The sequence below is a fragment of the Xanthocytophaga agilis genome, assembly GCF_030068605.1.
Taxonomy (GTDB): domain Bacteria; phylum Bacteroidota; class Bacteroidia; order Cytophagales; family 172606-1; genus Xanthocytophaga; species Xanthocytophaga agilis.
The window spans coordinates 53,414-74,945 of sequence record NZ_JASJOU010000024.1 but is presented as its reverse complement, the minus strand read 5'-3'; the positions used below and the strand labels follow the sequence as shown (position 1 = coordinate 74,945).

At 38.0% G+C, this 21,532-nt stretch carries 21 protein-coding genes and 9 tRNA genes; 21 read left to right on the top strand and 9 right to left on the bottom strand.

From position 1 onward, the window contains the following. The first annotated feature begins 34 nt into the window (after window positions 1–34). The 14 genes from QNI22_RS38240 to QNI22_RS38175 all read left to right on the top strand — a co-directional run bounded on the left by QNI22_RS38240 (window position 35) and on the right by QNI22_RS38175 (window position 7,729). Window positions 35–107: transfer RNA gene (locus QNI22_RS38240), tRNA-Arg, on the top strand. A gap of 19 nt (window positions 108–126) precedes the next feature. Further along, window positions 127–201, top strand: a tRNA-OTHER gene (locus tag QNI22_RS38235). Window positions 202–212: 11 nt separating this feature from the next. Then, a tRNA-Ser gene (locus QNI22_RS38230) sits at window positions 213–286 on the top strand. Between the two features lie 221 nt (window positions 287–507). After that, window positions 508–1,395: a leucine-rich repeat domain-containing protein gene (locus QNI22_RS38225; protein ID WP_314519626.1), complete on the top strand. Its 888-nt coding sequence runs from the start codon at window positions 508–510 to the stop codon at window positions 1,393–1,395. 241 nt (window positions 1,396–1,636) lie between these two features. Then, window positions 1,637–1,711 (top strand) — tRNA-Asp (locus QNI22_RS38220). 34 nt (window positions 1,712–1,745) lie between these two features. After that, window positions 1,746–1,821, top strand: a tRNA-Ala gene (locus tag QNI22_RS38215). Window positions 1,822–1,830: 9 nt separating this feature from the next. Continuing rightward, window positions 1,831–1,902, top strand: a tRNA-Arg gene (locus tag QNI22_RS38210). 37 nt (window positions 1,903–1,939) lie between these two features. After that, window positions 1,940–2,012: transfer RNA gene (locus QNI22_RS38205), tRNA-Glu, on the top strand. 5 nt (window positions 2,013–2,017) lie between these two features. Continuing rightward, window positions 2,018–2,089: transfer RNA gene (locus QNI22_RS38200), tRNA-OTHER, on the top strand. 17 nt (window positions 2,090–2,106) lie between these two features. Then, window positions 2,107–2,180: transfer RNA gene (locus QNI22_RS38195), tRNA-Met, on the top strand. Between the two features lie 14 nt (window positions 2,181–2,194). Continuing rightward, the gene (locus QNI22_RS38190) at window positions 2,195–3,592 is read left to right on the top strand and encodes an SDR family NAD(P)-dependent oxidoreductase (RefSeq protein ID WP_314519622.1); all 1,398 of its coding nucleotides are present in this window, start codon (window positions 2,195–2,197) and stop codon (window positions 3,590–3,592) included. A 36-nt stretch (window positions 3,593–3,628) separates the two neighbouring features. After that, window positions 3,629–4,786 carry a leucine-rich repeat domain-containing protein gene (locus tag QNI22_RS38185; protein ID WP_314519621.1) on the top strand — a complete coding sequence of 386 codons (1,158 nt, stop codon included), beginning with the start codon at window positions 3,629–3,631 and terminating at the stop codon, window positions 4,784–4,786. 67 nt (window positions 4,787–4,853) lie between these two features. Beyond that, the gene (locus tag QNI22_RS38180) at window positions 4,854–6,185 is read left to right on the top strand and encodes a leucine-rich repeat domain-containing protein (RefSeq protein WP_314519620.1); all 1,332 of its coding nucleotides are present in this window, start codon (window positions 4,854–4,856) and stop codon (window positions 6,183–6,185) included. Window positions 6,186–6,307: 122 nt separating this feature from the next. Further along, window positions 6,308–7,729 carry a leucine-rich repeat domain-containing protein gene (locus QNI22_RS38175; protein WP_314519618.1) on the top strand — a complete coding sequence of 474 codons (1,422 nt, stop codon included), beginning with the start codon at window positions 6,308–6,310 and terminating at the stop codon, window positions 7,727–7,729. On the opposite strand, the gene QNI22_RS38170 is transcribed toward QNI22_RS38175, so the two are convergent. From QNI22_RS38170 to QNI22_RS38145, 6 genes are all read right to left on the bottom strand, one after another. Next, a complete protein-coding gene (locus QNI22_RS38170; RefSeq protein ID WP_314519615.1) occupies window positions 7,726–8,355 on the bottom strand; it encodes a hypothetical protein in 630 nt (209 codons plus the stop codon). The two genes, QNI22_RS38175 and QNI22_RS38170, sit on opposite strands and share 4 nt — an antisense overlap. 85 nt (window positions 8,356–8,440) lie before the next feature. After that, complete coding sequence (locus tag QNI22_RS38165; RefSeq protein ID WP_314004491.1) at window positions 8,441–8,779, bottom strand: hypothetical protein; 339 nt, start codon at window positions 8,777–8,779, stop codon at window positions 8,441–8,443. Between the two features lie 3 nt (window positions 8,780–8,782). Further along, window positions 8,783–9,364, bottom strand: coding sequence for a hypothetical protein (locus tag QNI22_RS38160; RefSeq protein ID WP_314519613.1), 582 nt, complete (start codon window positions 9,362–9,364; stop codon window positions 8,783–8,785). 4 nt (window positions 9,365–9,368) lie between these two features. Beyond that, window positions 9,369–10,274 carry a hypothetical protein gene (locus tag QNI22_RS38155; RefSeq protein WP_314519610.1) on the bottom strand — a complete coding sequence of 302 codons (906 nt, stop codon included), beginning with the start codon at window positions 10,272–10,274 and terminating at the stop codon, window positions 9,369–9,371. A 48-nt stretch (window positions 10,275–10,322) separates the two neighbouring features. Beyond that, window positions 10,323–11,135, bottom strand: a complete 813-nt coding sequence (locus tag QNI22_RS38150) for a hypothetical protein (RefSeq protein ID WP_314519608.1) — start codon at window positions 11,133–11,135, stop codon at window positions 10,323–10,325. Window positions 11,136–11,145: 10 nt separating this feature from the next. Continuing rightward, window positions 11,146–11,745, bottom strand: coding sequence for a DUF6915 family protein (locus QNI22_RS38145; RefSeq protein WP_314519606.1), 600 nt, complete (start codon window positions 11,743–11,745; stop codon window positions 11,146–11,148). A 188-nt stretch (window positions 11,746–11,933) separates the two neighbouring features. Between QNI22_RS38145 and QNI22_RS38140 the strand changes: the two genes are divergently transcribed. Continuing rightward, on the top strand, window positions 11,934–13,814 hold the full coding sequence (locus tag QNI22_RS38140) for an ABC-F family ATP-binding cassette domain-containing protein (protein ID WP_314519604.1): 1,881 nt from the start codon (window positions 11,934–11,936) through the stop codon (window positions 13,812–13,814). A gap of 61 nt (window positions 13,815–13,875) precedes the next feature. Here QNI22_RS38140 and QNI22_RS38135 read toward each other — a convergent pair whose 3' ends face one another. Both QNI22_RS38135 and QNI22_RS38130 read right to left on the bottom strand, forming a co-directional pair. Further along, the gene (locus tag QNI22_RS38135) at window positions 13,876–14,271 is read right to left on the bottom strand and encodes a hypothetical protein (protein ID WP_314004479.1); all 396 of its coding nucleotides are present in this window, start codon (window positions 14,269–14,271) and stop codon (window positions 13,876–13,878) included. A gap of 84 nt (window positions 14,272–14,355) precedes the next feature. Beyond that, the gene (locus QNI22_RS38130; protein ID WP_314004477.1) at window positions 14,356–14,751 is read right to left on the bottom strand and encodes a hypothetical protein; all 396 of its coding nucleotides are present in this window, start codon (window positions 14,749–14,751) and stop codon (window positions 14,356–14,358) included. Window positions 14,752–15,077: 326 nt separating this feature from the next. Between QNI22_RS38130 and QNI22_RS38125 the strand changes: the two genes are divergently transcribed. The 6 genes from QNI22_RS38125 (at window position 15,078) to QNI22_RS38100 (ending at window position 20,812) form a co-directional block, all read left to right on the top strand. After that, window positions 15,078–15,866 (top strand): hypothetical protein, encoded by a 789-nt coding sequence (locus QNI22_RS38125; RefSeq protein WP_314519601.1) that lies wholly within the window; start codon window positions 15,078–15,080, stop codon window positions 15,864–15,866. Window positions 15,867–16,139: 273 nt separating this feature from the next. Further along, window positions 16,140–16,547 (top strand): hypothetical protein, encoded by a 408-nt coding sequence (locus QNI22_RS38120; RefSeq protein WP_314519598.1) that lies wholly within the window; start codon window positions 16,140–16,142, stop codon window positions 16,545–16,547. A 113-nt stretch (window positions 16,548–16,660) separates the two neighbouring features. Beyond that, window positions 16,661–17,455, top strand: a complete 795-nt coding sequence (locus QNI22_RS38115) for a sensor histidine kinase (protein ID WP_314519595.1) — start codon at window positions 16,661–16,663, stop codon at window positions 17,453–17,455. Then, the gene (locus QNI22_RS38110; protein WP_314519593.1) at window positions 17,452–18,099 is read left to right on the top strand and encodes a response regulator transcription factor; all 648 of its coding nucleotides are present in this window, start codon (window positions 17,452–17,454) and stop codon (window positions 18,097–18,099) included. The genes QNI22_RS38115 and QNI22_RS38110 overlap by 4 nt, the downstream gene beginning before the upstream one ends. A 123-nt stretch (window positions 18,100–18,222) precedes the next feature. Then, the gene (locus QNI22_RS38105; RefSeq protein ID WP_314519591.1) at window positions 18,223–19,179 is read left to right on the top strand and encodes a HEAT repeat domain-containing protein; all 957 of its coding nucleotides are present in this window, start codon (window positions 18,223–18,225) and stop codon (window positions 19,177–19,179) included. An 895-nt stretch (window positions 19,180–20,074) separates the two neighbouring features. Continuing rightward, window positions 20,075–20,812: a BAR domain-containing protein gene (locus QNI22_RS38100; RefSeq protein ID WP_314519590.1), complete on the top strand. Its 738-nt coding sequence runs from the start codon at window positions 20,075–20,077 to the stop codon at window positions 20,810–20,812. Here QNI22_RS38100 and QNI22_RS38095 read toward each other — a convergent pair. Beyond that, on the bottom strand, window positions 20,767–21,495 hold the full coding sequence (locus tag QNI22_RS38095) for a hypothetical protein (RefSeq protein ID WP_314519589.1): 729 nt from the start codon (window positions 21,493–21,495) through the stop codon (window positions 20,767–20,769). The two genes, QNI22_RS38100 and QNI22_RS38095, sit on opposite strands and share 46 nt — an antisense overlap. Window positions 21,496–21,532: the final 37 nt, after the last annotated feature.

Sequence of the window (21,532 nt, the reverse complement as noted above, 5' to 3'; positions counted from 1 at the left end):
CAGAACGTGAGTTTTCAGCATTGTTTTTTATACAGGGGCTGTGGTCAATTGGAAGACACTTCGACTCCGGATCGAGGAGGTTGCAGGTTCGAGTCCTGTCAGTCCCTACCCTATTTTATTGTATATGAGACTGTAGCTCAGATGTGGAAGAGCGCCTACCCTGCAAATAGGAGGTCGGAAGTTCGAACCTTCCCAGTCTCACTAATACTTCTGGAGGGAGTAGTTCAACGGAAGAATATCCGGTTGCTAACTGGAAGGGTGCAAGTTCGAGTCTTGTCTTCCTCCATCATTCTGTAATTAAGGTCAAGGGTTAGATGATTGGTGGGTGTTGACATATCAAAGAAAGGAGTAAAAATTAAACCCAATTCTTCCAGATACTCATAAGTGCATGAATGATACTGAAAATACTTCCTCGACAAAAGACGACTCATCAAAACTAGATATAGAAGTTATATCTTCCTTATTGGAACTTGTCGCTAATATATTGAATGATATCCTAGACTAACCATGTCAGAAACCAGCAACGAAAAAGAAAATGTAATGCGGTTGTTACTCTCTGGTCAATTGGAAAGTATCACGTTAGGACTGACAATAGCAGATTCTCTAGAGATTCATATTGAGGACTTTAAAAAAGATATAGAAGAACTGTATGATTGGATTGTCAGGATTCACAGATGGGAAAAAAGTGTGGTATTATTGAGTGAGAAAATATATCATCTATTACACCAGACACATATCTATTGCTCAGACAAGGATGCATCTACAGACTCTGTAAAAGTATCTCATATACCTACAGGAATTAAATATATGGTAAATCTGATATCTATAGACCTTTCCTATAATCAGATTGTGGAATTACCTGTTGAAATTGGTTGTCTTACTAATCTGGAAGAATTGTATCTGGATTACAACTTACTATCTACTCTTCCTAACGAACTTGGAAATTGCTACAATCTGTATGAATTAAGTTTAACAGGCAATCACTTACATACAGTAACAACAGCAGTTGGCAAACTGATTCACTTAGACATCCTGAATCTGGACAAAAATCAACTACACTCTATTCCTACTACAATAGGGCATTGTACACAATTACGATATCTGGATATATCAGATAATAATCTTACCTCTATCCCTCCAGAAATTGGCGATCTCAAAAATCTAACTGATTTAAGATTAAGTAATAATCCATTAGGATCTATTCCATTAGAAATTGGTCAATTGTCCAACCTTACGAAATTGAAAGTGAATGCAACTCGACTCAAGACACTGCCAGAAGAAATAAGTAATTTGAAAAATCTGGAAGAGTTTGTATCAAAGGGAAATCATTTTTCGTGGGAGGATCAGGTTAAGATCCGCACCTTGTGGCCCAACCTAAAGGTTAAGTTCAAATAAACCACCCCAGCCAAAGAAGTACATTTTCAGTGTAAATCATACCTTGAATCTCACATATTTATGTAAGTATTGCATATCTCAAACATTTAAAATATGTTTGATTCAGGTAAATAACAGATACAAAACGTCACAAAAAATCATAACACTTGCAGAAAAAAGGGCTGATACCCCTGAAAAAGCCGCAGATTAATGTCTGTTGAGAGTTTAAGGACGTTATTACTTTTTACAACTATAGTATACTTAGACTGTAGCTCAGATGTGGAAAAGCAACTGTCTGTCTCGCAGTAGGTCGGAAGTTCGAACCTTCCCAGTCTAACAATCGGAAACTTTCCTTGAAAGCATAATAAAAAGAGACTGTAGCTCAACTGGAAGAGCACCTGCTTTGCAAGCAGGGGGCTGGAAGTTCGACTCTTCCCTGTCTCACCACTAAATTCGGAGGAAGTAGTTCAATGGAAGAATATCCGGTTCCTAACCGGATGAATACAAGTTCGACGCTTGTCTTCCTCCATCTTTGTAACTATACCTGAAAAAAACTATTTACTATGAGGCTGTAGTTCAACTGGAAGAACGCCTTCTTTTCAGGAAGGAAGTTGGGAGTTCGACTCTCCCTAGTCTCACAAAGGAAACTGTAGTTCAAATAGAAGAGCATTGCTACCTGTGGCAAAGGTTAGAGGTTCGAATCCTCTCAGTTTCGCAAAAACTATGTATACAGAGGCAGTAACTCAATTGGAAGATGCCCTGGCTCATAACCTGGGCGGCTACAGGTTCGAGCCCTGTCTGCCTCTACCTTATATCGATTATGATGAACACACAATCGCCCTTTACTTCTGAAGAATGGGACACCTGTATAAAGGTACTGAAAGCACTCTCCAGAGATCCTGATCTGGCTCTGGATACTATGACACTCAAAGGGCTGGTAACCAAACTACATAAGAACGCCCGAAAAACGATCCGAAAGGAAAACCTGCAAAAAATTCAGTTAGCAGATAAAGCCATTCTGGAACAGACTTTCCTGCATCAGAATAATCCGGTTGATGAAACAACCCAACCGTTAGTGCTTCCAGAAAATACGTCTCCTTCTGTTCTTCGTATTCAACGCCCGCTTAACTGTTATATATGTAAGAATCCCTACCAGAATATTCATTTCTTCTATCATTTGCTTTGCCCTGATTGTGCATCCTTAAACTATGAAAAACGTTTTCAGCGTAGCGATCTTACCAATCGGGTTGTATTGGTAACAGGCGGACGTATCAAAATTGGTTATCTGACCGCCCTGCGTATGTTACGTGATGGAGCAAGAGTACTTATCACTACCCGCTTTCCGAAAGACTGTGCCAGACGTTTTAGTGAAGAAGCAGATTTTGCCGACTGGCAGCATCGTCTTCAGATATTTGGACTGGATCTGCGCAATATTCCTGTTGTCGAACAATTTATTGACTATCTGCTTGTACATGAACCCAAACTAGATATTATCATTAATAATGCTGCCCAAACAGTAAAACGTCCTCTGGAGTTTTACCGACACCTGCTTGAATTTGAACAAACGCCTTTTGAACAACTTTCTGCTGAATTGCAATCTATCCTGCCATTAGGCCAGGAAACCCGCTTTCAGCTAATAGAAAAACAACATCAGCTTGCACTTCCCAATAGCAATGATTATTTCCCGGAAGGAAAATTGGATAGAGATCGCCAGCAAATAGATCTTCGTCCACAAAATAGCTGGACATTAAAACTGGATGAGGTAGATACGATAGAAATGCTGGAAGTGCAACTCGTAAACTCAGTAGCTCCATTCTTACTCAATAGCCGACTAAAACCATTGCTAAAACAGTCTGAATTTGACAGACGCTTTATTGTCAATGTATCGGCTATGGAAGGTCAGTTTGCCCGTGAAAATAAAACCGTCTTCCATCCGCATACCAATATGGCAAAGGCAGCGCTGAACATGCTCACAAGAACTTCTGCCAACGACTATGCAAAGGATGGTATCTACATGAATAGTGTAGATACAGGCTGGATTACACAGGAAAATCCATTTCCTAAAAGATCCCGAATCCGGGAACGAGGATTTGTAACCCCACTGGACGAAACGGATGGTATGGCACGTATCTATGATCCAGTGGCCTGTGGTATCAACAATCCGGAAACACCATTATATGGACACTTTTTGAAGGATTACCAACCCTATCCATGGTAAAGTCTGATTAGCACAACCTACTTTATCTTAACTTCTATGCAAAAGAACATCATTGTTTGTCCTATCAAAGGTATTACAGAACTACTTCCCTATGATTTTCAGGAAATAGAACCTTTGCTTTCCTATCTTAAGAAAGATGAACTACCTTCCATCAACATGGCTTTTCCAAGAGGTACGATTACCGACGATGGACGGTTGGATCTATGCAAACAAAGCCTGGGTCCAGAAGGATGTAGCTTTGTAGTAGAGTCTTTGTGGAACAATACTCGTGTCAAAAGTTTGCTACTGGGAACAGATGGGATCGGAAATGGAGGTGCAGAAAAAGTAGCTCAACTTATTGGACATAACGAAAACCTGGAGACAATCTATCTTGGTTGTAATCTAATTGAAAACGAAGGTACCGAAAAACTGGCACAAGCCCTGATCACCAATACATCTGTACGGGGACTGTGGTTAAAACGTAATCCGATCGGAGAACAAGGAGCCTACCACATAGCGAATGTACTGAAACAAAATCGCCATCTCCGAACACTAGATCTGGTCAATACACAGATTGGCACTGCAGGATTAAAAGCGATATGCGAAGTATTGGCTACACAAAACCAGACATTGGAAAGATTATATCTGGGAGGGAATCAGATCAATGCAGAAGGAGCCTCTTATCTGGCAGAGGTATTGCGCCAGAACAAAACACTGAAAGCTCTACTTCTTAGCGTAAACGAACTAGGTGATAAAGGCGGAACTATACTGGCTGAAGCATTGGCAGACAATACGACACTGGAAGAACTCGGACTTGCCAGTTGTGGTCTGGGAGAAAATGCAATGGTTACCTTATTTACACATATGGCAACTAATAACAGCATCCATTCACTGGATCTGGGTTATAGTATTTCTACCAGGGTAATGGGAGCTTCTGCCAATCATATCTCTGATCGTGCAGCCAGGGCATTGAAGAAATTTCTGGAAGAGAATAAGACAGTAATCTCACTTAAGTTGAACAGAACTGGTATGACAAAATTTGGCAAAGCACGATTGAGAGAAGGGATGGCTACTAACACATATATTCAGGAACTAACAATCACAGGAAAAAAAGATCCTCAGCTCCAGGAATTTATTATACAGAATCAATCATCGCAACCGAAACACAATAGTATTCCCGAGGATGTAAAAGTCATCAAAAGTGTTTATCGCTAGAAAGAAAAGCCAAATCTCTTTTCAATCGGTATATACACAAGTAATATAGTAAACAACCAAACCAACTATGGAAAATCAATCAGATTCATCAGTAACAAAAAATTCATGGGTAACGTATGACGGTTATCCGGAAGATTTGGAAGGCCCGCCGGAAATAACCCGAAACCTTATCCGGTTAATTTCCTCCAGTGAGACCACTAATACTGATTTAGCCTTTCAGATGTTGAAGGGTTTAAAACATCCTGTTATAAAACAAATTCCGGCTGACGCACCTGTTGAAAAGAAAAGAGTATGGTTAAAACTTGTTTATGATCAACTTACGGGTCATCCTTCTAAAAGTTGGTACAACGTTGATCTCAGCCATCTGCAGCTCACTTACCTCCCGCCCTCTATTGGAAATCTACTATCAACAGCATCTGGTTCTATCTATCTGGATCTGAGTCACAATCTTCTGGAAGATCTTCCCTTTGAGTTTTTATTTTATAACGATAAAGAAGCTTTTAATCAGCTTTATAGCATTTCGCTAGCCCACAACCGCTTGAAAAAGTTCCCAGTAGTATTACAGGAACAAATTAATCTGGAGAAGCTGGATTTAAGTTCAAATAAGTTGTCTGTGTTACCTGATCAGTTAAAGGGACTCAAAAAAGTGCGTTGGTTATCTTTAAACTTCAATCAACTCACAGAACTACCTTATACAATCAAAGACATATGGTTTCTACGCAACCTGGCAGTTAAAAATAACTTATTGCAATTTTTACCTGAAAGTATAGGTAATCTCGACTCCTTGGTTGAATTAGATGTAAGTAACAATCGTATAAAAGTGCTTCCGGAAAGCTTGGGCAAACTAAGATTTCTACAAAAAATCAATCTATATATTAATCAGATTGAGTATTGGCCTACCGATCTCAGTGCACTGGTACAGCTACAGGAAATTAAATTAAGCTTTAACAGAATACGTAAATTACATCTGAAGGATCTTCCGATGCTACAACGTATTTTACTGGTCAGTAATCGGTTGGAAGTATTGGAGATTGAGCCTGAAAATCTGAGTCAATTAGAGAAAATTCACTTACATAATAATCAATTGAAAAACCTGCCAGTAAGTATTGGTTCACTCAAAAAGCTAAAAGAACTTAGGGTCTATAATAATCAACTGGAGTCTATTCCAGAAAGCATTGGCAACCTAGAGCGACTTCAGTATCTGAGTCTGAACAAAAACCGCTTGACAGCTCTGCCAGACAGCATTCAGAATCTAAAACGGTTAAAACAACTCGATTTACAGGATAACTTATTCTCAGAACAGGAAATAAATCGGATTAAAAAACTACTGCCTTATACCCTTATTCACTTTAGCAACAAAAAGCGGTCAAAAAAAGAGAAAGGACAAAAGGTTATTTGATTATTTTTTGAGCAATAAATCCAAACAAGTGTTTTCTTTGGTTTAGTATATACAATCTATTGCGGATTACCAGGAAGAAAAGCCTGAGAGAGTGCCTGAATCAACTGTTATTACCACTACAGATGTTGAAGTCATTAAAAGCATTTATTCATAAACTCACCCGTTCGTCTGTATCTCAACCGTTACAGGAGCAGCAACCAGTTCAACAAGAAACTCAGGAACAGGTAGTCCATTTACCAGTTGAACAGACAAAAGAAGTATCCACAGAAGCGTCTACACCTATTACCCGTTCTTGGGTAACGTATAACGGTTATCCGGAAGACTTAGAAGGAGGGCTTGAGATGACGCAGAACCTAATCCGGTTGATTGCTTCTGATTATAATACCAATATTGAACTGGCCTTTCAGATGCTGAAAGGATTAAAACATCCTGTTGTAAAATACATACCTGTCAATGCCTCTATTGAAAAGAAAAAATTATGGTTAAAGCTTGCCTATGATCAGATTACGATTCAAACCTATGACCGTTGGAATGCGAACTTTGATCTGAGTCATTGCAACCTCACCAAACTTCCTCCCACTATAGGTAGTCTATTATCAACATCCCGGTATTCTACATCTCTTAATCTGAGTCACAATCTTCTGGAAGATCTTCCATTTGAGTTTTTTTATTACAAAGATAAACATGTAGCCAACGCTGTACAGAGCATCTCCCTAGCATATAATCGTTTTCGCTATTTTCCGGAGGCATTACTCAAACAAGCTGGTCTCAGAACCATTAACATCAATCACAACCAGATTACAACCCTTCCACGCAGAGTAGAGGATCTCAAACAGTTGGAAAGTTTATATGCAGGTTTTAATCAACTTACACAATTACCAGATACAATAGGGAATGTAAAGCATTTATCTGTCCTTTTCTTACCACATAACTATTTGCAAACTCTGCCAGATAGTATAGGAGAACTTGAACATTTACGTCTGGTTAATCTTAGTCATAATTATCTGCAGAAACTTCCTTTTGGTCTGACACGATCCAAATCGTTGCGGATACTCAATTTATATATCAATCAACTAACTCAATGGCCTGATACCTTAAACGAAATTCAGCCGTTGCAGGAAATCAACCTGAGTTTCAACCAAATCAAAAAAGCTAACCTTCAAAAACTGTCTCAATTGAAACGTTTGTTTCTGGTCAACAACCAATTGGAAGAGTTAGATATTGATCTCAATAGCTTACCAAAGCTGACCAAACTGCACCTGCATAATAATCAGCTAAAGCAGTTGCCGGAGAATATTGGGGCATTAAAAAGACTGAAAGAGCTTAGGGTATATAATAACCAGTTGGAGTTCATTCCAAAAAGTATTGGGAGTCTGGAAAATCTTCAGTATCTGAGTCTAAACAAAAATCGCTTGACAAGTCTGCCAGACAGCATTCAGAATCTAAAACGGTTAAAACAACTCGATTTACAGGATAACTTATTCTCAGAACAGGAAATAAATCGGATTAAAAAACTACTGCCTTATACACAGATTCACTTTTAAGACTCTTTCCATTGTTCGATAGGGTTTTCAGATATTCCTTTTTCTCTGCCCACATCGGTTACAGCCAATGTTCCTAACTGTTTTTTCAGTATAGCTTCCGGAAGCTCGTTAGGATCAATGGTAAATAGTTCAGCCACACCCATCACAATATCTTCACCATACCAGTTTTCCGGATTATTTACATCCTCCTCTTCATCAAGCAGACTTTCTTTTCGCAAAGTCTTTTCTTTCTTTAATAACTCCCCTTCATCTATAATGTTCTCTCCATCTTTTTCAAAATGTCGGATTACCTTCCCACCTTTGCAATACAGATAAAACCAGAAGTCCATTCGCATCTGGGTAGAAAAAGCCCATACCTCCTCGTAAGTTTCACTTAATCGCTGACATAAAGCCGCTTTATCTGTTTGACTAATCCAGTCTCCAACAACCAGAACCCAACCTCGCATAGGACTACTTACATACACTCTACTAAAAGGCACTCCATCCCAAATATCACCCATCACAACAGAAACTCCAGTATTCCAATCTAGTTGTATAAATGGTTCACTCAGATTCAGAGACTGAATCACGGCTTCCTTAGATTCTGATTTTATAGTCAACCAACCTATATCAAAAAATTCAATCATTGTAAGTTAAGGCGTTTAACACATTAAAAACCTAAGACTAGCTGATTGTATATAACCAGCTAGCTTTTTGTAGGTATCAAATATATTAGTCTCTTATTCGTACAATCAAGTCCTGAAACGGATCGTATTCTACCTGACTTACTTTCAGATAAACTCCTTTTTCCAGTACAATACGTTCGTGCTCCTCATGTGTTAACACAGCCTGATCAGTTACTCTGAACAGCAGTTGATCCTTTTCCACAGGAGAATCCAATACTTCTACATCTCCTGCAAGCTGATGTGAGTGACCAGTTACCTCACCCAGTTCGAGTGTCAGTTTTTTGGTACGTTCCTTCACATTGGCAGTAACACCTGCCTCAGCAACCTTAAATAACAGCACATCACCGTGCCGATACACTCTTTCAAATTCCATAAAATTATGCATAGTTTACGTTTCTGAATACATAAGATTCAAATACTGTTGCTTGGTCAGCGGTTTACCATTGAATCGCATAGTCCAGGCAATAGCGGCAATAGCATCTTGTTGCTGAGCAATATCTTCAGACACATACAAATAATATAGTCTATCTGTAGAAGCACACTGACACTTGACAAAATAAATAGCCGGCTCACGCCAGAAATGACGTTCTATACCCAGTGATTTAGCATCTATCTTGTATAGCTCATAGGTATCCTCATAGGTATGTTCATAGGGTTTCAGATGCTCATCCCACCGGATCTGTTTTTTGGTGATAGTCTGTGCATCTAACTGTTTTGCATTCAGTTTAGTCACCAACTCTTCGACCCCAAAACATTGTAAAGCAACCATACGCTGTTCTGCATTAGATAACAGTAAAGCTTCCGCAATAGTCAGAGGTGTCAGTTTCTCATAGGTATTTTCAATAGTCTTTCGATGGCTTTCCTGAGAGAACAATGACAACACCTCCTTTTGTGATCGTGCCTGTTTTTTATAAATCTTCAGCACAGTTTCCAATTTCTCGAAAGCTATACCTTTTGTATACACTGCCATAGTACTATTTGATTAAAACCACAGATTCATTGTCAGCGATAAAATCGATCACTACATAGGATTTTTGTAATTCTAACCGAACCCCACCTTCCTCTAATCTACCACTCACATCAATCGAATGCAACGACTTACTCTTCGCAACTTCCTCACTAAATTCAAAGTCCTTTTCAAACTTTTGCAATCGTTTCCGGATTACTTCTCCATAAAAAGCCTCTGCCTCTTTTGGAATAGGAACAGACATTTCGTCTCCCTCCCGGACCTGTGTATGAATCAGGCCTCCATACGAATCATACGTAATAGTATTACGCCCTTCTACATGCATCCAGACAGAAAAGTTAATATTGACCCTATGTAAGTATTGATTCAGATGAAAGGGATCATCTACAGGTATCCATTCAGTAGACGAAACATTTTCGGCTGGCTCTCCATCTACCCAATCACTTTCTTCGTAATCATAGTAGTAAGCTCGCGCCGAATAATGTAATACAACCTGCCCTTTCTGGTCTACTTCGATATGCCCCTTTCCATTATTAAAATACTCTCCAGCATTGGGTAACTCCAATACCTGTGCAATCAGATCGCCCAATTCCCATCCAATATTGATTCCATCTTTCTTGTAGTCATATGCCTCCCCGATTTGTACATTGCAAATAGTTTCGTCTCCTCCAGCGTTCCAGTCTACAGGAATAGGTTTTCCAGCAGATAATTGTTCAACTATTGCCTCTTTCAAAACAGTATTTATATCTCTTTCCTTTCTTACATCTATCTCCGCTTCTTCTGATTTAGTTGTCACTGCATTCAAAGGAGGATATACTGTTGGCCCCTGTTTATGTATTATAGATTCTTCCTTTTCTGTATTTACCTGGTTTGTAAAGAATGAATTATATATCTTTTTCCAATAAGACCACATTTTGCTATAGTTATAATGTCTAAAAATAGAGTAGATAAGACACCTTAATTAGTAAATTAAAACTACCGATTTATTTTCAATAATATAATCAATGACTACATATGTTTTTCGTAACTCCAATCTAATTTTTCCAGGTTCCAGAGTACCATTGATCTCTATGGAATCCATCTCTTTACTACCACTTACGTCTTCTATCTTATTAAATTCCTTTTCAAACTTCTTCATGTAGTCTTTAATAACTTTCAAATAAAATTCAGAAGCAGCAGAAGGCACAAAAATATCTAATCCATCACCTTCCCAAATTCGAACATCAATCAATTCCCCATAGGTAGTGTAGTTAATCTCCTTATTTTCATCTAATCCCATTGTTAACAAAAAGGAAATATTGACTCGATGTAAATACTGTTCAAGTTGAAATACATCTTCTATATCTACCCATTCAATAGAAATCAAATTGTCTCCAGCTGATTGATTTGTCCATGCTCCATTATAATCATAATAATGGGCACGCGTAGAATAGGTCAATACAATCTGGCCCTTCTCATTTATATCAATTTCTCCACATCCTTTATTATAGTAATCACCATCATGAGGCAACTGCAGCTTTTCCACAATTTCTGAACACAACTTCCCAAAGAACCTATCATCATATTCATCCCCTACTTTTATATTGATACACTTATTATCTCCACCTGCATCCCACTCTGCTAAAATCTTTTCATCAGCAATACGAGCACTCTTTACAAGCTCCTTAATCGTCAAGGGAGGAATTATAGAATTACTTAGCCATGCTGATAGAAGCTTTCCCTTTTCGTATTTTACCTCTTTGTTAGTAAACACCTTTTTTAAATAAAACCACATACAATACTTGTTACTTTTGAGAAACCGCATTTTTACGCAACCACTCCAATTCTTCCTGTTGAGGAGTGTACTGCCAGCGTTGTGTAAATCTGAATTTCTCCAGAAACGGCTTTACTTTACACTCCGGATCTAAATTACGTGCAAGCTGTTTAGCGGCTTCCAATCCATGAAAATGCTCCATTAGAAATACACCAAAGTCGCTACAGGTGATAATCAGCGAGGCTTTCAACTCACTGCGAAGAAAGGGTCGCCATAAAAACCGATTCCAGGTGTCATTTCCCAAGTCAGGCACTTCTCCTAGCATACTTTCCAGTTCCGTATTATCTTTGAGCCAGTCATACAGCGTAGGGATTTTGCCATCCAGATCTTCCCTGCAATGTTCGATAGCCACATCCCGCACCAATACCTTTTTATGATCTGAGTTTTCAATAAAGTTTCCCAATAGCTCTGTAGCCAGTTCTACCCCAAATAAATTGTGTATCAGTAACCTATGTTTATTATGATAGAAAAAATATTTGGAAGAATCCATAAAGCTATGGATCTTCTCATAATCTCCCGGTTGCCCTCCAAACTTTCGTTGTGACAATAAACAATGATCCCAGATATTCATGTATATAAATAGCAATAACTCAGAAATAGTAACAATAGAGTCCTTTTCAAAATAATATCTTTCTGAATATAAAAAGCCCTACCTTTGCAAACTTATTCAGTATTTATTAGAATACTTGTTTGATAGATGACATCAAACAATGATTTATCTGTCTGACAAGCATTTCGTTTATTTGTTTTTTCTATCCTATGAATTATATATCCGCCGAAAATATAGGCAAGTCGTTTAGTGACCGCTGGTTGTTTCGTAACATTTCTTTTGGTGTCAGCAGGGGCGAAAAGGTAGCCATCGTTGGGCCAAATGGTATTGGCAAAAGTACACTTTTGAATATCCTGGCAGGTACACTGCCTGCTGATGAAGGTAAGGTTAGTACCCGCAAAGAAATATCCATTGGCTTCTTATCTCAAAATCCTGATTTTGAGCAGGACCTAAGTATTATGGATACCTTGTTTTCCACTGGTCATCCTGCACTCTCTGCTATTAAGTTGTATGAACAGGCCATGGAGCATCCGGAAAATTCAGACCTGATGGACAAAGCCATTACACAAATGGATGCAACCAAAGCGTGGGAGTATGAATCAGAAGTAAAACAGATTTTAGGTAAACTGGATATTCATGATCTGGAGAAAAAGATTAGCCAGCTATCCGGAGGACAACGTAAACGGGTAGCACTAGCAAGAGTATTGATTGAGCATCCCGATCTGCTGATTATGGACGAACCTACCAACCACCTGGATCTGGGTGCAATTGAATGGCTGGAACATCATTTGTCTTCACAAAACATAACATTGATCCTGATTACACACGACCGGTATTTCCTGGATGCGGTAACCAATACCATTGTTGAAATAGATCGGGGACAATTATACCGTTATCAGGGCAATTATGGGTATTTTTTGGAAAAGAAAGCGGAACGGGAAGCACAACAAACAGCAGAAACGGAAAAAGCCCGCAATCTGCTTCGTAAGGAACTGGAATGGATGCGTCGTATGCCGAAAGCCCGTGGAACAAAAGCCAAATATCGGATTGATGCATTTTATGAGCTAAAAGAAAAAGCAGCTGGAACCAAAGCCAATGCCCAACTGGAATTAAGCGTAAAAACAACCCGGCTTGGTAATAAGATCATTGAACTGGACCATGTATACAAGTCATTTGGCGCTCAGAAAATGGTGGACGACTTTACCTACGTATTCAAAAAACAGGATCGGATAGGGATTGTCGGTAAAAATGGCATTGGAAAAACTACCTTTCTAAATCTGCTGACAGGCAATCTGCAACCTGACAAAGGAACTGTAGATAAAGGAGATACTACTCAAATCGGTTATTACACTCAGCAGGAATTGGTTTACAAAGACAACCAGCGGGTTATTGAACTGGTGCAGGAAATAGCAGAGGTAGTAACACTTGCCAATGGACAAACACTAACAGCCTCTCAGTTTTTGAATCTGTTTCTTTTCCCGCCTGCCAAGCAATGGGATCTGGTAGCAAAACTTAGTGGGGGTGAAAAACGTCGGTTACAGTTGCTTCGTGTACTCATCAAAAATCCAAACTTCCTGATTCTTGATGAGCCTACCAACGACCTGGATCTTACTACGCTAAACGTGTTGGAAGATTTTCTCGAAAACTTTGGTGGTTGTTTACTATTGGTATCACACGACCGTTACTTCATGGACCGTCTGGTAGATCACTTGTTTGTATTTGAAGGCGAAGGCAAAATTCGCGATTTCCCTGGTAACTATACCGATTACCGCGAGTGGCTGGAGGACAAGGACGAGCAGGAAAAAGTTCAGGCTCAGAAAGCAAATAAACCAGAGCCGGTGGTACAGACTTCTACTCCTACCCAGGAAGCAGCCAAGCGAAAGCTGTCCTTCAAAGAGCAGAAGGAATATGAGACACTGGAAAAAGAGATTGAAGAACTGGAAGAGAAAAAGTCTAAACTAGTTGCCAAGCTAAATACAGGTAGTCCCAACCATGAAGAAATAACAGGCTGGGCCAAAGAAATTGAAACAATCGAACGTACGCTGGGAACCAAGACAGACCGTTGGCTGGAACTGGCAGAATATATTTAATATACACAACAGGCTCTGACTATTCAGAGCCTGTTGTGTTTGTAATTTAGTTGAGTCAATACTAGTTCGCACTTTCAATCTTGATTGTAATAGTATTACGACCATGTACACCTTCTTTCATTTTTTCCTGAGTACAATTCTGGACAGCGATGAGACTTGTAGCTACAGGTATCTCTTTCCGGATAATCCGTTCATAGGCATCTCTCTGAATAACCTTAAAGGTTATAACATCCTCATTTACACCTGCTACAGTTGTAAACCCACAATACCTGGCACCTTCACGAAGTTCTAGAGGAACTTTAAGACTTTCACCTTTCTGTAACGTTTTCTTGTTTAATTGTTCTGGAGTGTTATGCCCATCTGGAAAATCATATTCATCAAAAGTAACCTTCTGGATACTGATAGGAAACTCCAGATTATTTGTTAATTCGAACTGGGTTTTATATGTACTTGCCATAAATGTATTTATTGTTTTTTTCTGCCTACTCTATTTATATAAAGGTTTTTCGGCATTCACCTTTGAGGAATCTGTTAACCAACGTTAACAAGTGTAATTAGTAAGAGTAACATGTACCTGTCCATGATAACCTTCAGGTTGATTGTCCTCTGCATTTTCAAAAGCTCTAACACCTGTTAACAATGGTACAGATCTATCTGTGATCTTTTCAAATGCATCTCTTTGCACAACATTGAATTCAGCATAACTGTTATCACTAAAAATCAGCTTCACATAAAAAGGACATCCGGTAGCTCCATTCCGTAATTCCAGGCTCATCATCTTGCTCTCATTTGGTTTAATAGGAACCAAAGATTCTAGTTGGGAAGGATTAAGTTCTTCCGGATAATCATAACGTGACCAGTTCGTAACGTTGATAGCAACAATTGTCTTGAGAGGATCATTGTTTACTAATTCGAATTCTGTTCTTTTGGTACCCATAAATTTAGTGTTGTAGTTAAAAGTTCTTCCTACTCTTTTCAGGCTTTTCGGAACACACCTCCTACTTTGTATTCTGTGCAGGCCAGCTCATTTTTAAAGTGGTTTCGCTCCACCTTTCTCAAATGCATTTGATATAACAAAGGTCAGTAGAAACGACAGAGCCTTTAAGCGCAAAAACTCCTGTTTTATCAAACGGGGGAAATGACGGATTCACATAGGGGTTTTCCCGTGTTTTTCAATAGGTTAGCATGAATGTGTTTGGATATTGTAGCCGTTGCAGATAACTTGAGCCAATAACAAACCCATTTATTTAATCATTTTATCTCATGGAAGATTGCTCAATTACTCGTCCTCAGGCAGAACAAAAAATTAGAAACTGGCAGCAATGTTATTCTTCTGGATTAGTTAACCACTTTACTAAAAACAATGGATTACAGTTTGAAAGACTGTGTTCACTTGAGCTTACTGCTCGCGATCTTGATCAAGCTTTTCCTGACAAGGTCCAAGCGAATGATTTCATAGACTTTAACATAATGATGGGACTTGATTCCATAGAATCTAATCCTGAGTATTTCACATTTAAGCCAATTCTTCAAACTAGCTGTGAACCTGATAAACCATTTGAGTTTCAATACATAGAGCCTCCATCTGTAACTCTAACTATCGCCAAAATTTCTTATGAACTTTTCGACTGGTTATCCAAAAACTGGAGAGAAATGGAGTCTGAGACGATTACTGATGTATTTGGGGCAAAACTGGAAGATAATTCGATGGCAAAGATAGGCTCTTTGAAGCGACTGGTCAGAAAACGACTGTTGGGATACCATTTCACAAAAAATATCAATCCAGTATTCTGGCAGGTGATAAACGACAACAGAGGCCACATCCAAAAAATAATCTTCCACTTAGGTGCGGACATGAATAAGGAAAGGCATTCTGACATGTTTACATTCTCTCCTATCTTTGAATTAGTTCTCAATACAAATCGCCTGGATGAGACAAAACTAATTCTTAGTATTCATAAACTTGGATTAAGAAGTATCAAACAGGAAGATGGGTCAATCAGCATTTTTTATGAATACACATCCCCTTGTCCATCAAGCTGCCCAACGTAGAAAATCCAAATGGAGAACTTTGTGTTTCTTGAGATAACAAGATGGATAGTCCATCTTCTTATCTTAGCCTGTATACTTATCGCTATTCTCAGATTCCGAACCTTACGATTTGAGCAAAAAATAGTATTCTATCTTCTTATTATAACCTTACCTGTCGAATTGGTTTCAGTATGGTTATGGAAAATACACATAAATAATAATTTCATTTTCCATTTTTATACTATTGCAGAATTCCTACTATTGGCTACTATTTACCGAAAACATATAAATACATTGATAAAATCTGTTTATGTGCTTGCGGTAATGATTGCATTTGCCTTATTTGCTATCATCAACACTGTTTTTTTTCAAAGCCTGAAACAATTTAATTCACATACCATATTTGTTGAATGCATTTTATTAATTGTACTGGCTATTCTCTATTTTTATAAAGAGCTGCGTGATCTGGAAAACCGACATCTGGAGCGTGTGCCTATGTTCTGGATTAATGCATCTGTACTTACCTATTTTTCAGGCTCTTTGGTTTTATTTTATGTGGCTAATGATTTGATATCAGAGTCAATGAAAACAAAAGGGGTAATCTGGGGTACACATGCTTTGTTTAATATTGTGCACTATATCCTGTATGCAATAGCACTTTTAATCAGGAATCAGGAGAAAACACGCACGTCAAAAAGCTAAACAGATATTGCTTCAACCACAAAAAATTGTATTAGGATTCATTAGAAGCGTTTCAACTGCTATAATTTCTATCTATAGGCATCGCATGTCTGCATTTATTTTTTAAAATTGAGATGGAGCAAAATGGTATTGGTTTATCAGAAATTCTGTTAGCAAGCATGATAGGGCTTTTTGCTCTTGCCATGGGTATTGTCTTAATATTTGTGATTCACCAACGCAGAATGGTTGCCAAGGATTTACAGCAAAAGCAACTAGAGCATCATTATCAGAAACAATTATTAAAGGCTACTATTGAAAGTCAGGAAAAAGAACGAAATCGTATTGCTCATGATCTCCATGATGAAATTGGTGTACTACTTACGACATCCCGACTATATTTCAACCAACTCAGTTATGTCAAAGCGGAAGAACACCTGCAACAGGTAAGCAACAAGATGAATGGCTTATTTGATGAAATGATGTTTAATATCAGGCGTATTTCACATGATTTGCGTCCTGTTATTCTGGAAAACCTAGGTTTGATAGAAGCAGTTGAGAGCCTTTCAGAAAAATTAAATGAAGCAGGAATACAATTTCAGTTTACCCATCAAATCACTATTGAACTAAGTAAAGAGGCTGAACTTATTCTCTATCGGATTATACAGGAACTAATCGGCAACACATTAAAGCATGCCAAAGCATCTCATATTTTTCTGCACATCAAAGACCAGCAACATCAACTGTATCTTACATATAAAGATGATGGCATTGGTTTTGAACCAGATAACACCAACAGTGGATTGGGAATGAAAAGCATTGAAAGCCGTCTGAATTTGTTGGATGGAAAAATGAAAATAATTAAGCCAGAAAAAGGTATTCATCTTCTTATGGAAATGGATATTCACAAATTTATATCCCATGAATTATGATTAATGTAGGCATTGCAGATGACCATAGTCTATTTCGTGAAGGCATTCGCATGATTATAGACAGTATGGAGGGTGTGCAATTGACACTGGAAGCTGAAAGTGGAAAAGATCTCATCAACCAGCTAAAAATTACGACTGCTGACGTTATTTTATTGGATATAGAGATGAAAGATATGAATGGTATTGAAACACTTAAAACCGTTTCGATGCAGAATCCCAAACCCAAGATCATTGTGCTCTCCATGCATACAGAACCTCGTATGATTAGCTACATGATGGAACAAGATGCCAATGGCTATCTTCCCAAGGACGTAAAACGAGATGAACTGGAACTAGCGATACGAACTGTGTATGAGAAAGGAATGTATTTAAATGAAATGGTATCCAAATCATTGCTTGCCGGACTAAAAAACAAGAACAGAAAGTCCATGCCATCAATGCAGTTAAGCTCACGGGAAAAGGAAATTCTGGAATTGATTTGTCAGGAATATACCATGCAGGAAATCGGAGAAAAGCTTTTCATCAGTGAACGGACAGTAGAGGGACACAGAAAAAATATATGCTTAAAACTGGATGTAAAAAACACAGCTGGACTCGTAAGAAAAGCAGTAATCCTGAATCTGGTAGATATTTCTCTTACATGATGAAACTTAATTCCTTAAAACAGAAGCTCTATTCAGATCTAGGATTGAATAATTCTCAAAAAGGCTAACCATATTCTAGCTTACAGATTCATTAACCACCTCACTAAAACGTTTTGTACTACTATGAAAAAATCTGCTTGCGTAACATTGTTTCTTTTTCTCTGGATAAGTATTTTCAGCATGGCAACAACCTGGGAAGAACCCTGGCAGGATCAGATTATGCGGGAAGCAGATAATTTTGTACTTGGTAAGGTATTATCAATAGACTCAGAAAAAGGAATGGCCATTCAAATAGTAAAGAACCTGGCAGGTAATAGACTACCAGAGCAGGTTCAAATTACTCATTATTACCTGCTTCGTTATTGTAGTCGGTCCGCTCATGATGACCATGAACTTGATTGGAGTAAGGTGGATAGCTGTTATTTTTTTCTAAAAAAAGATGAAAAAGGAAATATGGGTATCTCAACTCCCACATCTGGGTACGCACTTGTAAAAGATGGTTATGTGTATGCAACCTATCGCCATAGTTTTATCAAAGTACCAATATCTCCCGATATATACGAAGGTACAACAATCGCTCTATTTCGTCATGCACATGGACTAACCTATGATCAAACATATATTAAAAACTTCATAAACGAATCTCTCCATTTGCCACCTGCTAGTTTCGAAAAAAAAGATCTGGCAACAGCTTCACTTCAACATATAGCTCTGGAATGCATCTTTCATCTTCAATTGACAGATTACAACGATCAGATCCTTCCCTTTCTACATAATTCAAAAAACCCTCATAACCAGATTTCCGCAGCCAGAGCCTTAACATGGTATCATTCGCAACCCACACAGGAAGCCCTGATTGGAATGATAGAAAATAAGAAAAATGATACTTTTATCAAGGTCACCTGTATATGGGCTTTGGCAGCATCTAAGCCGATAGCCTACAAAGAAACTCTGCTGAAATTAGCAAAAAAAGCACCCGAAGGCCCAATGAGCCTAGGTACTGACCTATCAGACCCACGTGGGTGTACAATTATTCCTTCTGTAAGAGGAGCACTAGAAAAAGTTATTGAACAACTCTAAATAATAAAATCAAGCAGATTAATACTATCCATCAGGCCATAGATACTCGAACAGATATAACTCTTTCTCATTGAATCCTTCAACTCAAAAATCAGGATGTTACCACTCTGTTAGCACCTGCTTTATCAGAAGTATAGCAGCAATGATAAGTACTCCCAAAATGCAACTTGATAAATAGCGAAAAACAGGATCACTAGAAGAAGTAAAAAGAAAATATATGAAAGATAGTAGTAATATCACTACCCCTACTTGTAAAACCACGACAAACATTTTCAGAAATTCACGTAATGTACTTCTCCACTCAACCAGAGAATAAATACAAGCGGTAAAAAACATAGAACAGCACTTCCGAATAAAAAGCGGGTTTCCGGATTAGTCAAACTTATCCTATGCGAACCAACTCCAGGTAAAACAAGAAGCAAAAAGGCTAATACTAGCAAACTTATGCGATATATCTTTGACAGAAATATATAGTCCATATATAAGAATTTATTTCGGGCTACTTTATATTATTTGTAAACAACCTTGTACTGTACAACACCTTTACTTTGTAGCTCAACGGATTGCAGGGTTGTACACACCAATGCTCTTCCTTTGTCTAAAGGAAGGTGGATCTGCTCTATCATGGATGTATTTCTCCAACTTAGTAGTAACTCATAACTTGCTCAGGTTCTGTTTGTAGCATTGAACAAAGGTAAATGGAACAACAATACAATATATCAGCTACAGGATCTACTCGACAAACAACTCCTAATAAACTACTACACAGCTATAAACTCGCACGAAAAAATATTTTATTAAATATTAGTCAACATTATAAACTTATTTAAAAATTTATCTGTTCATAACAAACCACTAAAGTAACAAAAAACCACTCTAAACTTTGTTCGGATATATGGCAAGATATCATACTAATACAACTGCTATTCGCAAATACAAATCTGAATATTACCGCCTGATGGCAGAAGAAGCCCGTCTGAACCTGGAATTATTTCGGATGGCACACCGCATCAAAGCTATTCAAGAAGATGAAGAACAATCACTTGCCAATCAAACCCTTCTGATGACTTTACTGGCACATGCCACTGAGCAAAAAGCGAAACTGGAAGTACAAGCTGCCTCGAAGGAACGCAACAAGCAACTCAAAAAAGCGGAAAAAGAGTATAAAGAAGTCAATGCGAAATACAAACGCAATGAGTATCACCTAGCTGTCTTAGAAAAGAAAAAAGACAAGGATAATGCTACTAAGTATGTATTGAAAGAGCTGAAGAGGGATCAGGTTCGCATTCGAATTAAAACAGCCTACGATATCTGGAAAAGACTCGAGCAGGAAGAGCAATATGAGTGTATGGATTTTGAACTATTCAAGGCATTACACTTTGTGAAGAAAATACAGGCAGAGAAGAAAATAGTTTCAATAGAACCAACACAATCACAAGTTCCTGTATTAGCAACCCCTAGTACAAGTGTAACTCCATTACCACGAGCAAATTCATGTCTTTCCTCATCTCAAAACCAAACCACAACGCATTCGTATAAAAAGATTCTTTTTCAGAACGATAGTTACTCAAGAACTTCTATTAAAAGTTATAACTCAGTAAAGCTGTTAAGTAATCTGTTATCACTAACATAGTATCTTTGTCTGAATAGCATATAACAGGTGCCGTTTAACTTAATCACATATACCTTCTGATTTTTATAAGTTGAGGTATCTATGTGATTGGCTTTATTTCTAAAAGTGTACTTACCAGTAAGATTAATAGTGTCAGTATAAAAAACACCCTTCTCCAGGTTGAGTCGCAGCTTGACAGGGCTATACGTTTTCCTATTTCTTTTTGATTCTCCAATAAGATGTTCAGTGAGGATCAAAGAAAATATTTTCTCCTGTTCTACAATCTTTAAGCTGATGTGATAACTTGTCTTTGATACAACATTGGATTCAGAAGTGGTATTGATATATTCAATATATTGAGAACGTATATACAAGCTATTGTATAACATACCATTACAAATCTGATAGATACCTGTCTTTCTGCAATGGATACCACTTCCTGCCCTTATTCGGTATTCCAGCTTCAGAAAATGATTATTCACAATAGAACTGGTACATATCTCAGCCACTCCTGTTATAGTTATAGCAGATTGCTTATTTCCTTTTAGGGAAATAATAACATTATCATTTGTTGGATCATGTTGAACAGACAGTGAATACAAAGACTCGTCTTTTAAATCTTTTACCGAAAAAAACTTCTCCGGAACAAGTGTAGACTCATTAATACACAACAAAAAGAATAATTGATATAGGATAAGCATCATTGTGCAGTAAGAATTCGGATTTTATTATAGGAACGAC

Excerpts from the sequence above, each read along its gene's own strand:
- QNI22_RS38225 (WP_314519626.1), top strand. The coding sequence starts at position 508 with ATGTCAGAAACCAGCAACGAAAAAGAAAATGTAATGCGGTTGTTACTC.
- QNI22_RS38190 (WP_314519622.1), top strand. The coding sequence starts at position 2,195 with ATGATGAACACACAATCGCCCTTTACTTCTGAAGAATGGGACACCTGT.
- QNI22_RS38185 (WP_314519621.1), top strand. The coding sequence starts at position 3,629 with ATGCAAAAGAACATCATTGTTTGTCCTATCAAAGGTATTACAGAACTA.
- QNI22_RS38180 (WP_314519620.1), top strand. The coding sequence starts at position 4,854 with ATGGAAAATCAATCAGATTCATCAGTAACAAAAAATTCATGGGTAACG.
- QNI22_RS38175 (WP_314519618.1), top strand. The coding sequence starts at position 6,308 with ATGTTGAAGTCATTAAAAGCATTTATTCATAAACTCACCCGTTCGTCT.
- QNI22_RS38170 (WP_314519615.1), bottom strand. The coding sequence starts at position 8,355 with ATGATTGAATTTTTTGATATAGGTTGGTTGACTATAAAATCAGAATCT.
- QNI22_RS38165 (WP_314004491.1), bottom strand. The coding sequence starts at position 8,779 with ATGCATAATTTTATGGAATTTGAAAGAGTGTATCGGCACGGTGATGTG.
- QNI22_RS38160 (WP_314519613.1), bottom strand. The coding sequence starts at position 9,364 with ATGGCAGTGTATACAAAAGGTATAGCTTTCGAGAAATTGGAAACTGTG.
- QNI22_RS38155 (WP_314519610.1), bottom strand. The coding sequence starts at position 10,274 with ATGTGGTCTTATTGGAAAAAGATATATAATTCATTCTTTACAAACCAG.
- QNI22_RS38150 (WP_314519608.1), bottom strand. The coding sequence starts at position 11,135 with ATGTGGTTTTATTTAAAAAAGGTGTTTACTAACAAAGAGGTAAAATAC.
- QNI22_RS38145 (WP_314519606.1), bottom strand. The coding sequence starts at position 11,745 with ATGAATATCTGGGATCATTGTTTATTGTCACAACGAAAGTTTGGAGGG.
- QNI22_RS38140 (WP_314519604.1), top strand. The coding sequence starts at position 11,934 with ATGAATTATATATCCGCCGAAAATATAGGCAAGTCGTTTAGTGACCGC.
- QNI22_RS38135 (WP_314004479.1), bottom strand. The coding sequence starts at position 14,271 with ATGGCAAGTACATATAAAACCCAGTTCGAATTAACAAATAATCTGGAG.
- QNI22_RS38130 (WP_314004477.1), bottom strand. The coding sequence starts at position 14,751 with ATGGGTACCAAAAGAACAGAATTCGAATTAGTAAACAATGATCCTCTC.
- QNI22_RS38125 (WP_314519601.1), top strand. The coding sequence starts at position 15,078 with ATGGAAGATTGCTCAATTACTCGTCCTCAGGCAGAACAAAAAATTAGA.
- QNI22_RS38115 (WP_314519595.1), top strand. The coding sequence starts at position 16,661 with ATGGAGCAAAATGGTATTGGTTTATCAGAAATTCTGTTAGCAAGCATG.
- QNI22_RS38110 (WP_314519593.1), top strand. The coding sequence starts at position 17,452 with ATGATTAATGTAGGCATTGCAGATGACCATAGTCTATTTCGTGAAGGC.
- QNI22_RS38105 (WP_314519591.1), top strand. The coding sequence starts at position 18,223 with ATGAAAAAATCTGCTTGCGTAACATTGTTTCTTTTTCTCTGGATAAGT.
- QNI22_RS38100 (WP_314519590.1), top strand. The coding sequence starts at position 20,075 with ATGGCAAGATATCATACTAATACAACTGCTATTCGCAAATACAAATCT.
- QNI22_RS38095 (WP_314519589.1), bottom strand. The coding sequence starts at position 21,495 with ATGATGCTTATCCTATATCAATTATTCTTTTTGTTGTGTATTAATGAG.